Here is a 13,810-nt window from a genome sequence, read left to right on the forward strand (position 1 = left end):
GCCTTCCTCCTCTGGTCGTCACCGATGAACACTCTCTTCGGTCGTTGCTCACCCATCGTGCAACACCCTCGTCGGGCCCTGCCTTCCCTGTGTGCCCGCGGGCGACCGAGGTCACACATGGCAGGGAGACAGTGTGCCGTGTGTCAAGGGTGCCACGTCAACGATCACAAACAGGCAACCGACCGATCACCTTTGAGTGTTCTACGGCTAGTGGTCAAACCGACACGGCTGGTTGACGTGAAGGGGTCAGTCCAGGTAGTCGCGGAGCACCTGGGAACGGGACGGGTGACGCAGCTTGGACATGGTCTTGGACTCGATCTGCCGGATCCGCTCCCGGGTCACCCCGTACACCTGGCCGATCTCGTCCAGGGTGCGCGGCTGACCGTCGGTCAGGCCGAAGCGCAGGCGTACCACGCCCGCCTCACGCTCGGAGAGCGTCTGCAGCACCTGCTGGAGCTGGTCCTGCAGCAGCGAGAAGGAGACGGCGTCGACCGCGACGACGGCCTCGGAGTCCTCGATGAAGTCGCCGAGCTGGCTGTCGCCCTCGTCGCCGATGGTCTGGTCCAGCGAGATGGGCTCCCGGGCGTACTGCTGGATCTCCAGCACCTTCTCCGGTGTGATGTCCATCTCCTTGGCCAGCTCCTCCGGGGTGGGCTCGCGGCCCAGGTCCTGGAGCAGCTCGCGCTGGATCCGGCCGAGCTTGTTGATCACCTCGACCATGTGCACGGGGATGCGGATGGTGCGGGCCTGGTCGGCCATCGCCCGGGTGATCGCCTGCCGGATCCACCAGGTGGCGTACGTGGAGAACTTGTAGCCCTTGGTGTAGTCGAACTTCTCGACCGCGCGGATCAGGCCGAGGTTGCCCTCCTGGATCAGGTCCAGGAAGGCCATGCCGCGGCCGGTGTAGCGCTTGGCCAGCGAGACGACCAGTCGGAGGTTGGCCTCCAGCAGGTGGTTCTTGGCGCGCTCGCCGTCGCGGGAGATCCAGCCCAGGTCCCGCTGCATGTCGCGGGTGAGCTTCTCCTCGCCCTCCTCGGCCGCGCGCAGCCGCTCGGCGGCGTAGAGCCCGGCCTCGATCCGCTTGGCGAGCTCCACCTCCTGCTCCGCGTTGAGCAGCGGGACCTTGCCGATCTGCTTGAGGTATGCCCGGACGGAGTCGGCCGAGGCGGTGAGCTCGGCGTCGCGACGCGCCTGCTTGAGCGCCTCGGACTCCTCGTCGTCCCACTCGAAGTCGTTGTCCGTGGCGGAGCTGGCAGCGTCGGCCTCGGCGGCCTTGGTCAGCTCGGCCGGCTCCTCGACCACCACGTCCTCGATCGCGGCCGCGAGCTCCTCGGGGTCGATCTCCCCCTCGGCGCCCTCGCCCTTGGCCTTGCCGGCGGCCTTGGTGGCCTTGCCGGCCGCGGCCACCGTCGCCTTGGTGGCGCGGGTGGACTTCGTCGCCTTGGCGGCCGGCGCCGCGGCCCTGGCGGCCACGTCGGCGGTGGTGGCGGCGGCCTTGCGCGGCGCCGCCTTGCGCGGGGCGGGCGCCGGGGCCTCGTCGGCGGCGGGCGCCTGCTTGGGGGCGGGCGCGGCGGCCTTCTTGGTGGTCTTGGCGGTGGTGGCACGCGAGGCCGGGGTGGCGGACCGGGCCGCGGCGACCCGGCGACGGGTGCTGGCCGAGCCGTCCACGACCACGGTCACCCCCGCCTCCGAGAGCGCCCGCAGGATCTTCTTGGCCTGGGCCGGGGTCACCTCAGCGGACTCGACGGTGCGCGCGAGCTGGGCCGACGTCAACTGGCCGCCGGCGCTCTGCGCATGGGCGATCAGGGTGTCGGTGAGCGAGCGAACGTCGGCGCCGGTCTGGCGGGGTTCTGTCACGAATGACCTTCCGGAGGCGAAGAGCGAGCACGGCCGGGTCGTCCGGCGCAGCGTGGCGCACCGTGCCGGGCGATGTCGTTGAGGGACCCCCGTGTCCCGGGCCGGCCGTCCGGCGGCGGTCCGTGGCGCGTGGGCAGGGTGAATTGTAACGCCGTCTGCGGCGATCATCCTGCGGCGCACGGGGTACCGGCGGCGGGGACCGCCGATTCGGCGCAGATGTGGACTTTGTAAGGATGATACCCGCGCGCACGGCGGGGCGTCCCGATCGTGCGGGAAGGGGACGAACCATGACTCGTTCGGCACCGGCACCGGCCGAACTGCTCACGATCGCGATCGAGGTCGCCCGGCAGGCCGCGGCCACCGCGCACCGGATGCGCGCCGAGGGGGTGTCGGTCGCCGCGACCAAGAGCACCGTCACGGACGTGGTCACCGCCGCGGACCGCGCCGTCGAGCGCCAGGTCCTCGACGCGCTGCACCGGGTACGCCCCGACGACGCCGTCCTCGGCGAGGAGTACGGCGCCGGGGCGGCCGACGGCGGTGCGGCCAGCGGGGTGCGCTGGATCATCGACCCGATCGACGGCACGGTGAACTACCTCTACGGGGTGCCGTACTGCGCGGTGTCGCTGGCCGCCGAGGTCGACGGTGAGGTGGTCGCCGGGGTGGTGCGCAACGTGTTCACCGGCGAGGAGTGGACCGCCACCGCGGGCGGCGGCGCCTGGCGTGACGGCCGACGGCTGAGCTGCTCAACCGAGGTCGACCTGGGGCAGGCGCTGGTCGCCACCGGGTTCGGCTACGACCCGGCGCGCCGTTCGCACCAGGCCCGGGTGATCGCCGAGCTGATCCCGCACGTCCGCGACATCCGCCGGCTCGGCGCCGCCGCGCTGGACCTCTGCCTGGCCGCCGAGGGGCGGGTGGATGCCTACTACGAGAAGGGGCTGGCCGCCTGGGACCTGGCGGCCGGCGGCCTGGTGGCGGCCGAGGCGGGACTGCGGGTCGCCGGGCTGGGTGGCCTGCCGGCCGGCCCGGACCTGGTGATCGCCGCGCCGCCGGCGCTCTTCGCGCCGCTGCACGACCGGCTTGCCGACCTTGACGCCTCCGGCGGCCCCTGACCGCCCGGACCCCGGCCGACGCGCGCCGGGGCCTCCGGCGGCCCCTGACCGCCCGGACCCGGCCGACGCGCGCCGGGCCTCCGGCGGCCCTTGGCCACCCGGCCGACGCGGGCCGGTCGGCGCTGCGACCGGAGCCGGGACGGCGGTCACGGCGGCCGGCGCGACCGGACCGGATCTCCGACATTGAAATGGCGGTGTCCCGGGGGACACCGCCGTTTCGGTCAGATCAGTCCGGTCGGTCCGCCGGCCCGGCCGGCGGAACGGTCAATTTTCGACCGGCATGGGGCAGGAGCCGGCCGGCGCCTCGGGCGCGCCCAGGTCGCCCAGGGACTGGTTCACCTCGGTGGTGGTGGCCAGCTGCTGGAAGCCGTTGCCCAGCACGACGTCGACGGTGTCGTCCTTGCGCTTGGCGTCGTACACGGGCTCGGCGTTGTTCAGAAAGTAGGCCCGCAGCAGGTGCGCGGAGCCGACGCCCTTGGGGCCGTAGCGCAGCAGCGCCACCTCGTCGACACCCTTCGGCGCGGTGGCCGTCTTCTTCACCTGGAACTTTCGGTTGCGGAAGTCGTCGGCGATGTTGCCGGCCAGACCGATCTGGTCGGTGGCGTTGAAGACGTTGATCTTGACGTCCTTCGGCTCGCGCAGGGTGATGTCGGCGAGCGGCCAGCCCTCGGGGCAGCCCCCGGCGGCGCCCGCCTCGCCCTGCGTGTCCCGCACCATGGCGACGACGACGAAGACCAGGGCGACCACCGCCAGCAGACCGACGACAACGAGTGCTCGCACTCGCGCAAAACTCATCTGGGCGCTCCCGGACAGTGAAGGGTGGCGGCGGCCAGCCGGTGGTCGGGCCGCCCCGCCGGCCGTCGAGTACGCCGCTGAGGTTAACGGTTGTCCGACCGTCGCGTGGAAACAGTCCGACATGCCGGCGCGCCATCCGGGAAGCGGGTACTACTACCCCTATCTTCGTGTCGCCTGAGTCACATTGGGAACAACTCGGGGTGCTGGGGCGTACATCTCAGCCACGAGGGCGGTATACATGCCTCGCCCGAGGGGGGTAAGGTTCCGCGCTCGCTGGGGAAGGCCCCTGTAGGCCCCCGGCCAGAGCGGCCGGCGGGTCGGGTGACCGACACAAAGGGTGGCCGGCCAGTGGGAACCGAAACAACGTCGTCCGGCGTTACAACCGGAAGCGACAATATCGATATGGGAGAGTGAACCGATGGCCACCGACTACGACGCCCCGCGTCGCGACGAGGTCGACCTCGGCGAGGACAGCCTGGAAGAGCTCAAGGCCCGGCGGGTCGACTCACAGTCGGGCGCCGTGGACGTCGACGAGGCCGAGGTGGCCGAGAGCTTCGAGCTGCCCGGCGCCGACCTGGCCGACGAGGAGCTGACCGTCAAGGTCCTGCCGATGCAGCAGGACGAGTTCCGTTGCGGCCGCTGCTTCCTGGTCCACCACCGGAGCCAGCTGGCGGTCGAGCGCAACGGCGAGCTGATCTGCCGCGAGTGCGTCTGACCCCGAACCGCACATCGGCGGCGGCCGCCACGACGGGGCCGCCGCTGCCCGAGCTGCCGTGCGGGGGCGGCGGGGAGCTGCTTGACTCGTAACGGGCGGTGACCACGCCGACGGGAGCACGGGAGGTCGGGCGGCATGAGCGAACGCGACGAGCGGGCCGGTGGGCCGGCGGGGGGTACGCCGACCGGGCCGCGCCCCGGCGCCGGGGCGGACGCCCCGGCGCAGCCGGAAGCCACGACGCGTCCGGAGTCAGATGCCACCCACCGCCCGGACGGCACCGCCGCCGGGGGCCCGCACACCGGGGCCACCGGTGCCCGGGAGGCGGCACCGTCCGGCGCCGACCCGACCTCCGGTGGCGCGGCCGGCGGCACTCTCGACGCGCCGTCCGGCACACCGAAATCGGCCGACCGGGCCGCTGAGGAGCTCGGTGAGACCGTCGCCGCGCTGACCGCCGACGACAGCGAGCCGGCCGGCCGCCGTCAACTGCTGGCGCGCGCCCGCGGGTTGGCCGACCTGTCCAAGCCGAAGGCCGCGCTGCGCCGGATGACCGACACCGTTTCCAACGTGGCGCCGCACATCCCGGTCCGGGACCTGGCCACGCTGCGCCGGCACTTCCCCGGGCTGGACGACGAAGCGCTCGCCGAGCGGCTGGTGCGCAACGCCGCCCGGGCCACCGCCGGGGTGGGTGCGGCCGGCGGTGGCGTCGCCGCCGTGGAGTGGGTGGCCACCCCGACCCTGCTCTCGGCGCCCGTGCTGCTGGCCGCCGAGACCGTCGCCGTGGTGGCGATCGAGCTGAAGCTCATCGGCGAGCTGCACGAGGTCTACCACGTGCCGCTGTCCACCGGCGGCAGCCAGCGGGCGATCGCCCTGATGCAGTCCTGGGCCAACCAACGCGGGATCAACCCGATGACGCCCGGGGTGGGCGTCGGCGCGGTGCTCGGCACAGCGGCCCGCAGGGAGCTGCGCGACACCCTGCTCAAGCGGTTCGGGCGCAACCTGACCACGCTGGGGCCGTTCCTCACCGGCGCGGCCGTGGCCAGCTACCTCAACGGGCGGGCCACCAGGACCCTCGCCGACGAGATCCGCCGGGACCTGCGTCGCAAGGGCGGGGCGCTGCCCGGCGGCCGGCTGGCGCTGCCCTGAGGAGTCAGGCCGCGTCGCGGGCGGCCATCACCGCGCGGGCCAGCTCGACCGGGTGACGGGTGCTGACCACCCAGAACGGGGTCGGGTCGGCGGGATCGTCCAGCACCACCTGCACCGCGCCGCCGATCCAGGGCCGCTGCACCACGAAGGCCAGCGGATTGGCGCCCACGCCGAGGACCTCGCGGCGCCCGGCGGCGTCCAACGGGACCACGTCCGCCACGTAGCGCACCGGCAGGTGGGCGTCGTCCACGAACAGCTCGCCGTCGTGCACCGCCACCCGGACCCGGCCCAGCCACCACAGCGCGACCGCCGTCGCCGGCGGGAGGACCACGAAGGGCAGCCAGGCCCGCACCCCGGGGGCGCCCATCCACACCTCGGCGGCCAGCAGCCCGGACAGGGCCAGCCCGACCACCCAGAGCCACCAGGGCAGACTCAGCCGTTCGGAGTGCTCCGCGGCCGCCGCGGTGCGCGGGGCCGGCGAGGACGGGGAAGGTGACACGCTCACACCTGCGAGGGTACGGCGCGCGGTGGCGGTCCGACCCGGCAGGATGGCAGGGCCACCCCACGAACCCGACGGAAGAGGGAGCACCGTGACCCACGTCGTACCCGTGCCCGTGCGGCAGCTCGACCCGGAGCTGCCGCTGCCCGCGTACGCCCATCCCGGTGACGCCGGCGCCGACCTGGTGGCCGCCGCGGACGTCGAGCTGCCCCCCGGCGGCCGGGCCCTGGTCCCGACCGGGGTGGCGCTGGCGCTGCCGGAGGGGTACGTCGGCCTGGTGCACCCGCGCTCCGGCCTGGCCGCCAGGCTCGGCGTGACGGTGCTCAACGCGCCCGGTACGGTCGACGCCGGCTACCGGGGTGAGATCCTGGTCAACCTGATCAACCATGATCGGGACACGCCGGCGAAGATCTCCCGTGGCGATCGCATCGCGCAGCTCGTTGTCCAGCGGGTGGAGCGGGCGGATTTCCAGCCGGTGGCCGAGCTGCCCGGGTCGCGGCGCGGGGCCGGTGGACACGGCTCGACCGGCGGACACGCCGGTCTGGTGCCGCCGCCCGCGACCGGTCGACGGGAAGATCCCGACCGGGCGGGCGGACAGACGGAAGAGGTGGCAGGGTGAGTGCGAACAGCGGAGGGTGGGCGCAGTGATCTTCAGCCGGAAGCGGGCCGACGGCGGGCGGGGTGCCCGTGGCGAGCGGGCCGCCGAGGTCCTCGACTCGTACGACGCCGAGCCGACGGGTCCGTCGCGCGGCCCGTACGACAGCTCGGAGGCGCCGGACGGCGTGCAGCGGCTCGACCTGGGCAGCCTGCACATCCCGGCGGTGCCCGGCGTCGAGGTGCGCGTGCAGGCCGATCCGCAGGGCGTGATCCAGCAGGTCGTGCTGGTGCACGGGGAGAACGCCCTCCAGCTCGGCGTCTTCGCCGCGCCCCGGTCCGAGGGCATCTGGGACGAGGTGCGCGAGGAGATCCGCCAGTCCCTCTTCACCGACGGCGCCGCCGCCCAGGAGGTCGAGGGCGAGTACGGCACCGAGCTGCACGCCCGGGTACGCACCCCGGACGGCCTGACCGACCTGCGTTTCGTCGGCATCGACGGGCCGCGCTGGATGGTCCGCGGGGTCTACCAGGGCGCCGCCGCCACCGACCCGGCCGCGGCCGGGCCGCTGGCGGAGTGCCTGGACGGCCTGGTCGTCGACCGGGGGCAGGAGGCGAAGCCGGTCCGCGAGCCGCTGCCGCTGCGGCTGCCCCGCGAGGTCGGCGAGGAGGCCGAGGAGGGCGAGGGCGGTGAGGGCGGCGCTCCGGCACCCGCCCCGCGCGAGGCCTGACCGGCACGGCAACGACCATTCACCGGGCCCGGCACCGTCCACCGACGGAGCCGGGCCCGGTGCCCTGTCCGGCCGGTCCCGCCCGGGTGGGCCTGCCCGTCGCCGGGGGTCGGTGGACCGGGTCCGGCCGGCTCCGCCGGCCCGCCCGCCGTCACGGGTACGCCGGACCGGTCCGGCCGGCGGGATCGGCGTACGCTGGCGGGACGGTTCCGGCATCGGCGGGGCCGGGCCAGTGCCGGCGCGGGCCGGTCAGCGTGGAGAGGGTGGCGCGGAGGTCATGACGACCGACGAGGGCCGGGTGTCGCTACGGCGCATCCTGCGGCGGCTCACCGCGAGCGAGGCCGAGATCGAGGCGCAGGAGCTGCAACGGGAGAGCGCCGAGTGCGGCGGGGTGCCGGCCCGGCAGTGCACCCGCGGCCAGGTGGTCTCGGTCACCGGCCGGCTCCGCACCGTGGTCTACACCCCGCGGACCAACCTGCCCACCCTGGAGGCGGACCTCTACGACGGCAGCGACGTGGTGACCCTGGTCTGGCTGGGCCGGCGGCACATCGCCGGCATCGAGCCGGGGCGGCACCTCACCGCCCGCGGCCGGGTGGCCGTCCGGGACGACCGCAAGGTCATCTACAACCCGTACTACGAGCTGGAGTCGCCGAAGTGACGACGGGACAGCAGCCGGCCACCGCGCCGCACCCGGAGGACGACGGGCAGCTGCCCAGCCTCGCCGAACAGATGGCCGACCAGCTCGGCGGCTGGCGGGGCCTGGTCGAGTCCAGCATCCCCGTGCTGGTCTTCGTGCTCGCCAACATCGTGGGCGACCTGCGGCCCGCCGTGATCGCCTCGGTCGGGGTGGCGGTGCTGATCGCCGTCGCGCGGCTGGCCCAGCGGCGGCCGGTCCGGCACGCGGTCAACGGGCTCGTCGGCATCGGCATCGGCGCGTTCATCGCCTGGCGCACCGGCGACGAGCGGGACTTCTACCTACCCGGCATCCTCTACGGCATCGCCTACGGGGTGGCCCTGCTGATCTCGGCGGCGATCCGCCAGCCGCTGGTCGGCTGGATCTGGTCGGTGCTGGTCGCCAAGGGGCGCTCCGAGTGGCGCGACGATCCCCGGCTGGTGCGCACCTTCACCCAGCTCACCGTGCTCTGGGGCGTGGTGTGGCTGGCCAAGGTGGGCGTGCAGGCCGGGCTCTACCTGGCCCACCAGGACACCGCGCTGGGCGTGGCCCGGCTGGCGCTGGGCTACCCGCCGTACGCGCTGCTGCTGCTGATCACCGTCTGGACGGTCCGCCGGGTGACCCGGCAGGGCGCGCCGCAGCCGCTGCCCGGCGCCTGAGCCCCTCCGGCCACCTGCCGGGCGGCGCTCCCGGCCGTCTCCACCATCGCCGGCCCCGGCCGGACGCCTGAGCCTGAGTGGCCGAGCACCGCCGGGCCGGCGACTGGCCCGGCCGCGCAGCGGGCTGAACGCCCGCCGGGCCGGGCGTCGGGTCGTCCGCCGGCCGGCTCAGCCGTTGCCGCGGGTCCGCTCGACGCTGTCCGGGCCGAGGATCACCGCGCGGACCTGGTCCTCCACCTCGGCGGTGCAGACGAAGATCAGCTCGTCGCCGGCCTCGATCGGGTCGTCCGGGCTGGGCACCAGCACCCGCTTGCCGCGCAGGATCGCCACCAGCGCGGCGTCCCGGGGGATCGGCACCGCGTGGATCGGCTGGCCGACGTAGGGCGCGGTCGGCGGCAGGGTGATCTCGACCAGGTTCGCCTCGCCCTGCCGGAAGGTCATCAGCCGGACCAGGTCGCCGACGGTGACCGCCTCCTCGACCAGCGCGGCCATCACCCGCGGCTTGCTGACCGCCACGTCGACGCCCCACTGCTCGGTGAAGAGCCACTCGTTCTCGGCCCGGTTGACCCGGGCGACCACCCGGGGCACCGCGAACTCGGTCTTGGCCAGCAGCGACACCACCAGGTTGACCTTGTCGTCGCCGGTCGCCGCGACGACCACGTCGCAGCCGGCGACGTTGGCCTCCTCCAGGCTGGTCAGCTCGCACGCGTCGGCCAGCACCCAGTCGGCGGCCGGCACCCGGTCCGGGCGCAGCATCCGGGGCTGGCGCTCGATCAGCATCACCTGGTGGCCGTTGTCGATCAGCTCCTGGGCGATCGACCGGCCGACGTTGCCGGCGCCGGCGATGGCGATCCGCATGCTCAGAGCCCTCCTTCGGGCGGCGCCGCGGCCACCGCGGTGACCGAGGCGGCGATGTCGTCGGTGACCAGCACGTAGAGCTGGTCACCCTCCTGCAAGACGGTGGAGGCGGTGGGCAGCGTGCCGATGCCGAAGCGGATCAGGTACGCCACCCGCGCGCCGGCCGCCTCCTCCAGCTGGTGCAGCGGTCGCCCGACCCACTCCTTGTGCACCGGCACCTCGACGATCGAGACGGTGCTGGTGGGGTCGCGGAAGATCTCGATGTTGCCCTCGGGGACCAGGTGCCGCAGCATCCGGTCGGCCGTCCACCGGACGGTGGCCACGGTGGGGATGCCGAGCCGCTCGTAGACCTGCGCCCGGCGCTGGTCGTAGATGCGGGCGGCGACCCGGGAGACGCCGAACGTCTCGCGGGCCAGGCGGGCAGAGATGATGTTGGAGTTGTCGCCGCTGGAGACGGCGGCGAAGGCGTCCGCCCGCTCGATGCCGGCCTGGCGCAGCACCTCGCCGTCGAAGCCCGCGCCGGTGACGGTGATGCCGGCGAAGTCGGGCCCGAGGCGACGGAACGCGTCGGCGTCCTGGTCGATCACCGCCACCGAGTGACCCCGGGACTCCAGGCTGTGGGCGAGGGTCGAGCCGACCCGGCCACAGCCCATGATCACGACATGCACTGGTGTCCCTCCCAAAGGTGCCGCCCGTTCGGCGGACGGCGGCGCTCTCTGCGAGCGTGCCACGTCCGTCGGGCCGACGGGGGACCGACCGTACCGCGCGAGTGCGCGGAGTGGTGATCAGGCACCCCCGACGGTATGCGTGCGGTGGTCGTACCCTTAGCGCTTGTGGCCAGTCCCACCTCGCTGCTGAAGCGACTCCTCGTCGGTCGACCGTTCCGGTCCGACCGGCTCCAGCACACCCTCCTCCCCAAGCGCATCGCCCTGCCGGTCTTCGCCTCCGACGCCCTCTCCAGCGTGGCGTACGCGCCCGACGAGATCCTGCTGACCCTCTCCATCGCCGGGGCCTCGGCGTACTTCTTCTCACCGTGGATCGCCCTGGCGGTCGTCGTGGTGATGCTCACCGTGGTCGCCAGCTACCGGCAGAACGTGCACGCCTACCCGTCGGGCGGTGGCGACTACGAGGTGGCCACCGTCAACCTCGGGCCGCGGGCCGGCCTGGCCGTGGGCAGCGCGCTGATGGTCGACTACGTGCTCACCGTCGCGGTGTCGGTCTCCTCCGGGGTGGCCAACCTCGGCTCGGTGGTGCCCTTCGTGGGCACCCACAAGGTGCTCATCGCGGTCATCGCGGTGGTGCTGCTCACCGCGATGAACCTGCGCGGTCTTCGGGAGTCGGGCACGGCCTTCGCGATCCCCACCTACGGCTTCATCATCGTGATGGTCGGGATGATCCTCACCGGGCTGGTCCGGATCTTCGTGCTGGGCGACGACCTGCAGGCACCCAGCGCCGCGCTGGAGATCCAGGCCGAGCACAGCGTGACCGGTTTCGCCCTGATCTTTCTGCTGCTGCGCACCTTCTCCTCGGGCTGCGCCGCGCTCACCGGTGTGGAGGCCATCTCCAACGGGGTGCCCGCGTTCAAGGCGCCGAAGAGCCGCAACGCGGCGACCACCCTGCTGCTGCTCGGCACCATCGCGGTCGCCATGCTGGTGGGCATCATCTGGCTGTCCCGGCTGACCGGCCTGCAGTTCGTCGAGAACCCGGAGCTGCAGATCGTCTCCGGCCCCGAGGGCTACGTGCAGAAGACCGTCACCACCCAGCTCGGTGAGACCGTCTTCGGCTCCGGCTCGATCCTGCTCTACGTGGTCGCCGGGGCGACCGCGCTGATCCTCTTCCTGGCGGCGAACACCGCGTTCAACGGCTTCCCGGTGCTCGGCTCGATCCTGGCCCAGGACCGCTACCTGCCCCGACAGTTCCACACCCGGGGCGACCGGCTGGCCTTCTCCAACGGCATCGTCTTCCTGGCCGTCTTCGCCATCGTGCTGATCGTCGGCTTCCAGGCCGAGGTGACCCGCCTGATCCAGCTCTACATCGTCGGGGTGTTCGTCTCGTTCACGCTCTCCCAGGCCGGCATGATCAGGCACTGGAACCGGCACCTGCGCACCGAGCGGGACCCGGAGGCCCGGCACCGGATGATCCGCTCCCGGGCGATCAACACCTTCGGCATGGCGATGACCGGCACCGTCCTGGTCATCGTGCTGCTCACCAAGTTCCTGCTCGGCGCCTGGATCGCGATCGCCGCGATGGCGGTGATCTACCTGGTGATGCTCGCCATCCGCCGGCACTACGACCGGGTCGCCGCCGAGCTGGAGCCGACCGAGGTCCGGGGCGTGCTGCCCGCCCGTAACCACGCCATCGTGCTGGTCAGCAAGTTGCACCAGCCGACCCTGCGGGCCATCGCGTACGCCCGGGCCACCCGCCCGGACACGCTGACCGCCGTGACGGTGAACGTCGACGAGAAGGACACCCGCCAGCTCCAGGCGGAGTGGGAGCGGCGCGAGGTGCCGGTGCCGCTGACCGTCGTCGACTCGCCGTACCGGGAGATCACCCGGCCGATCCTCAACTTCGTCGCCTCCACCCGCCGGGAGTCGCCCCGCGACGTGGTCACCGTCTTCATCCCCGAGTACGTCGTCGGCCGCTGGTGGGAGAACCTGCTGCACAACCAGAGCGCGCTGCGCCTCAAGGGGCGGCTGCTCTTCGAGCCGGGCGTGATGGTGACCAGCGTGCCCTGGCAGCTCGCCTCGACCGCCAGCAAGAACCTCGACCGCCTCGACGCCACGCTGAGCCGCACCCCGGCCCGCGGGCCGCGGGTGGCCCCGCGCAGCACCCTGCCGCCGAGCGTCCCGCCCGTCGTCTCCGCCCCGCCGGGCGAGAGCGGCCCGTCGAGCGGGGACCGGCCATGACCGGCCCGACCGGCGGCGGGCCGGGCACGGCGGAGCGGCGCGGGTTGGAGGAGGCCGAGCGGGTCGAGCTGACCGTCGGCGCGGTCGCCCCCGGCGGGCACTGCGTGGCCCGGGTCGACGGTCAGGTGGTCTTCGTCCGGCACGCGCTGCCCGGCGAGCGAGTGGTGGCCGAGATCACCGAGCTGCACAAGGGCTTCGCCCGCGCCGACGCGGTGGAGATCCTGACCGCCTCCCCGGACCGGGTCGAGCAGCCCTGCCCGTGGGCGAAGCCGGGCCGCTGCGGCGGCTGCGACCTGCAACACGTCACCCCCGCCGCCCAGCTCCACTGGAAGACCTCCGTGGTGCGCGAGCAGCTCATCCGGCTGGGCCGGCTCAGCGAGGCCGAGGTGGACGCGCTCGGGGTGGCCGTCGAGGCGCTGCCCGGCGGGCCGCTCGGCTGGCGCTCCCGGGTCCGGTACGCCGTCGACGCCGCCGGCCGGGCCGGGCTGCTCAAGCACCGCTCGCACGAGGTGGTGCCGATCGACTGGTGCCGGATCGCCCACCCGGCGATCCGGGAGCTGCCGGTGCTTACCCCGTCCGGCGCGCGCTGGCCGGACGCCGAGGCGGTCGAGACCGTCGCCTCCACCGGCGGGGACGTCAGCGTCGCCGCCGTGACCGACGGGGTGGCCACTGGAGTCAGCGGGCCGCAGGCCGTGCGTGAGGTGGCCGCCGGCCGGGAGTGGACGCTGCCCGCCGCCGGTTTCTGGCAGGTGCACCCGGCCGCCGCCGACACCCTCGTCGGGGCGGTGCTCGACCTGCTCGACCCGCGTCCCGGCGAGTCCGCCTGGGACCTGTACGGCGGGGCCGGCCTCTTCGCCGCCGCCCTTGCCGGCCGGGTCGGCCCGCAGGCGCGGATCACCCTGGTCGAGTCCTCCGCGCAGGGGGTCGTCGCCGCCCGGGAGAACCTGGCCGACCTGCCCCGGGTGGAGGTGGTGGCCGCCCGGGTGGAGACCGCGCTGGCCCGCCGCCGGGTCACCGGCCCGGTCGACCTGGTGGTGCTCGACCCGCCCCGCTCCGGCGCGGGCGCGCCGGTGGTGCGGGACGTGGTCGCCGCCCGGCCGCGTGCCGTCGCGTACGTGGCCTGCGATCCGGCCGCCTTCGCCCGGGACGTGCGCACCTTCACCGGGCTCGGTTGGCGGCTCGCCGGGCTGCGCGGGTACGACCTGTTCCCGATGACCCAGCACGTCGAGCTGGTCGGGTTGCTCCTGCCGCCCGCCCGGTGACAGCCTGACCCG

13 protein-coding genes and 1 pseudogene are annotated in these 13,810 nt (G+C 73.8%); 9 read left to right on the forward strand and 5 right to left on the reverse strand.

Going from position 1 to position 13,810, the window contains the following annotated elements:
- Positions 1–246: 246 nt before the first annotated feature.
- Positions 247–1,857 (reverse strand): RNA polymerase sigma factor, encoded by a 1,611-nt coding sequence (locus KBX37_RS07870; RefSeq protein WP_210775257.1) that lies wholly within the window; start codon positions 1,855–1,857, stop codon positions 247–249.
- Between the two features lie 287 nt (positions 1,858–2,144).
- On the opposite strand from KBX37_RS07870, the gene KBX37_RS07875 reads away from it, so the two are divergent.
- Positions 2,145–2,966, forward strand: coding sequence for an inositol monophosphatase family protein (locus KBX37_RS07875; RefSeq protein ID WP_210775258.1), 822 nt, complete (start codon positions 2,145–2,147; stop codon positions 2,964–2,966).
- Positions 2,967–3,230: 264 nt separating this feature from the next.
- Here the strand turns inward: KBX37_RS07875 and KBX37_RS07880 are convergent, their stop codons facing one another.
- Positions 3,231–3,746 carry a LytR C-terminal domain-containing protein gene (locus KBX37_RS07880; RefSeq protein WP_210775296.1) on the reverse strand — a complete coding sequence of 172 codons (516 nt, stop codon included), beginning with the start codon at positions 3,744–3,746 and terminating at the stop codon, positions 3,231–3,233.
- 433 nt (positions 3,747–4,179) lie between these two features.
- Between KBX37_RS07880 and KBX37_RS07885 the strand changes: the two genes are divergently transcribed.
- Positions 4,180–4,476: a DUF4193 domain-containing protein gene (locus KBX37_RS07885; protein WP_046565779.1), complete on the forward strand. Its 297-nt coding sequence runs from the start codon at positions 4,180–4,182 to the stop codon at positions 4,474–4,476.
- 420 nt (positions 4,477–4,896) lie between these two features.
- Positions 4,897–5,619 (forward strand): annotated as a pseudogene (locus tag KBX37_RS07890) (hypothetical protein); the annotation flags it as partial.
- A gap of 4 nt (positions 5,620–5,623) precedes the next feature.
- Here the strand turns inward: KBX37_RS07890 and KBX37_RS07895 are convergent.
- Positions 5,624–6,124 (reverse strand): DUF3093 domain-containing protein, encoded by a 501-nt coding sequence (locus tag KBX37_RS07895; RefSeq protein WP_374103691.1) that lies wholly within the window; start codon positions 6,122–6,124, stop codon positions 5,624–5,626.
- Positions 6,125–6,167: 43 nt separating this feature from the next.
- Between KBX37_RS07895 and dut the strand changes: the two genes are divergently transcribed.
- The 4 genes from dut to KBX37_RS07915 all read left to right on the forward strand — a co-directional run bounded on the left by dut (position 6,168) and on the right by KBX37_RS07915 (position 8,772).
- Positions 6,168–6,737, forward strand: a complete 570-nt coding sequence (gene dut / locus KBX37_RS07900; RefSeq protein ID WP_210775259.1) for a dUTP diphosphatase — start codon at positions 6,168–6,170, stop codon at positions 6,735–6,737.
- A gap of 25 nt (positions 6,738–6,762) precedes the next feature.
- On the forward strand, positions 6,763–7,440 hold the full coding sequence (locus KBX37_RS07905; protein ID WP_210775260.1) for a DUF3710 domain-containing protein: 678 nt from the start codon (positions 6,763–6,765) through the stop codon (positions 7,438–7,440).
- A gap of 277 nt (positions 7,441–7,717) precedes the next feature.
- The gene (locus KBX37_RS07910; RefSeq protein ID WP_154942867.1) at positions 7,718–8,098 is read left to right on the forward strand and encodes an OB-fold nucleic acid binding domain-containing protein; all 381 of its coding nucleotides are present in this window, start codon (positions 7,718–7,720) and stop codon (positions 8,096–8,098) included.
- Positions 8,095–8,772: a DUF3159 domain-containing protein gene (locus tag KBX37_RS07915; RefSeq protein ID WP_210775261.1), complete on the forward strand. Its 678-nt coding sequence runs from the start codon at positions 8,095–8,097 to the stop codon at positions 8,770–8,772. Before KBX37_RS07910 ends, KBX37_RS07915 begins: the two co-directional genes overlap by 4 nt.
- A gap of 168 nt (positions 8,773–8,940) precedes the next feature.
- Here KBX37_RS07915 and KBX37_RS07920 read toward each other — a convergent pair whose 3' ends face one another.
- Positions 8,941–9,630, reverse strand: a complete 690-nt coding sequence (locus KBX37_RS07920) for a TrkA family potassium uptake protein (RefSeq protein WP_210775262.1) — start codon at positions 9,628–9,630, stop codon at positions 8,941–8,943.
- 2 nt (positions 9,631–9,632) lie between these two features.
- Entirely contained in the window at positions 9,633–10,298 is a 666-nt protein-coding gene (locus tag KBX37_RS07925) for a TrkA family potassium uptake protein (RefSeq protein WP_210775263.1), read from the reverse strand.
- A gap of 165 nt (positions 10,299–10,463) precedes the next feature.
- On the opposite strand from KBX37_RS07925, the gene KBX37_RS07930 reads away from it, so the two are divergent.
- Together KBX37_RS07930 and KBX37_RS07935 are read left to right on the forward strand one after the other, a co-directional pair.
- Entirely contained in the window at positions 10,464–12,536 is a 2,073-nt protein-coding gene (locus KBX37_RS07930) for an APC family permease (RefSeq protein WP_210775264.1), read from the forward strand.
- The gene (locus KBX37_RS07935) at positions 12,533–13,798 is read left to right on the forward strand and encodes a class I SAM-dependent RNA methyltransferase (RefSeq protein ID WP_210775265.1); all 1,266 of its coding nucleotides are present in this window, start codon (positions 12,533–12,535) and stop codon (positions 13,796–13,798) included. Before KBX37_RS07930 ends, KBX37_RS07935 begins: the two co-directional genes overlap by 4 nt.
- The last annotated feature ends 12 nt before the right edge of the window (positions 13,799–13,810 follow it).

This window comes from Micromonospora sp. U56 (assembly GCF_018070095.1).
GTDB classification, from domain to species: Bacteria; Actinomycetota; Actinomycetes; order Mycobacteriales; family Micromonosporaceae; genus Micromonospora; species Micromonospora purpureochromogenes.

Bases quoted from the DNA above. Each gene is read 5' to 3' on its own strand.
- KBX37_RS07875 (WP_210775258.1), top strand. From the start codon at position 2,145: ATGACTCGTTCGGCACCGGCACCGGCCGAACTGCTCACGATCGCGATC.
- KBX37_RS07885 (WP_046565779.1), top strand. From the start codon at position 4,180: ATGGCCACCGACTACGACGCCCCGCGTCGCGACGAGGTCGACCTCGGC.
- dut (WP_210775259.1), top strand. From the start codon at position 6,168: ATGGCAGGGCCACCCCACGAACCCGACGGAAGAGGGAGCACCGTGACC.
- KBX37_RS07910 (WP_154942867.1), top strand. From the start codon at position 7,718: ATGACGACCGACGAGGGCCGGGTGTCGCTACGGCGCATCCTGCGGCGG.
- KBX37_RS07920 (WP_210775262.1), bottom strand. From the start codon at position 9,630: ATGCGGATCGCCATCGCCGGCGCCGGCAACGTCGGCCGGTCGATCGCC.
- KBX37_RS07935 (WP_210775265.1), top strand. From the start codon at position 12,533: ATGACCGGCCCGACCGGCGGCGGGCCGGGCACGGCGGAGCGGCGCGGG.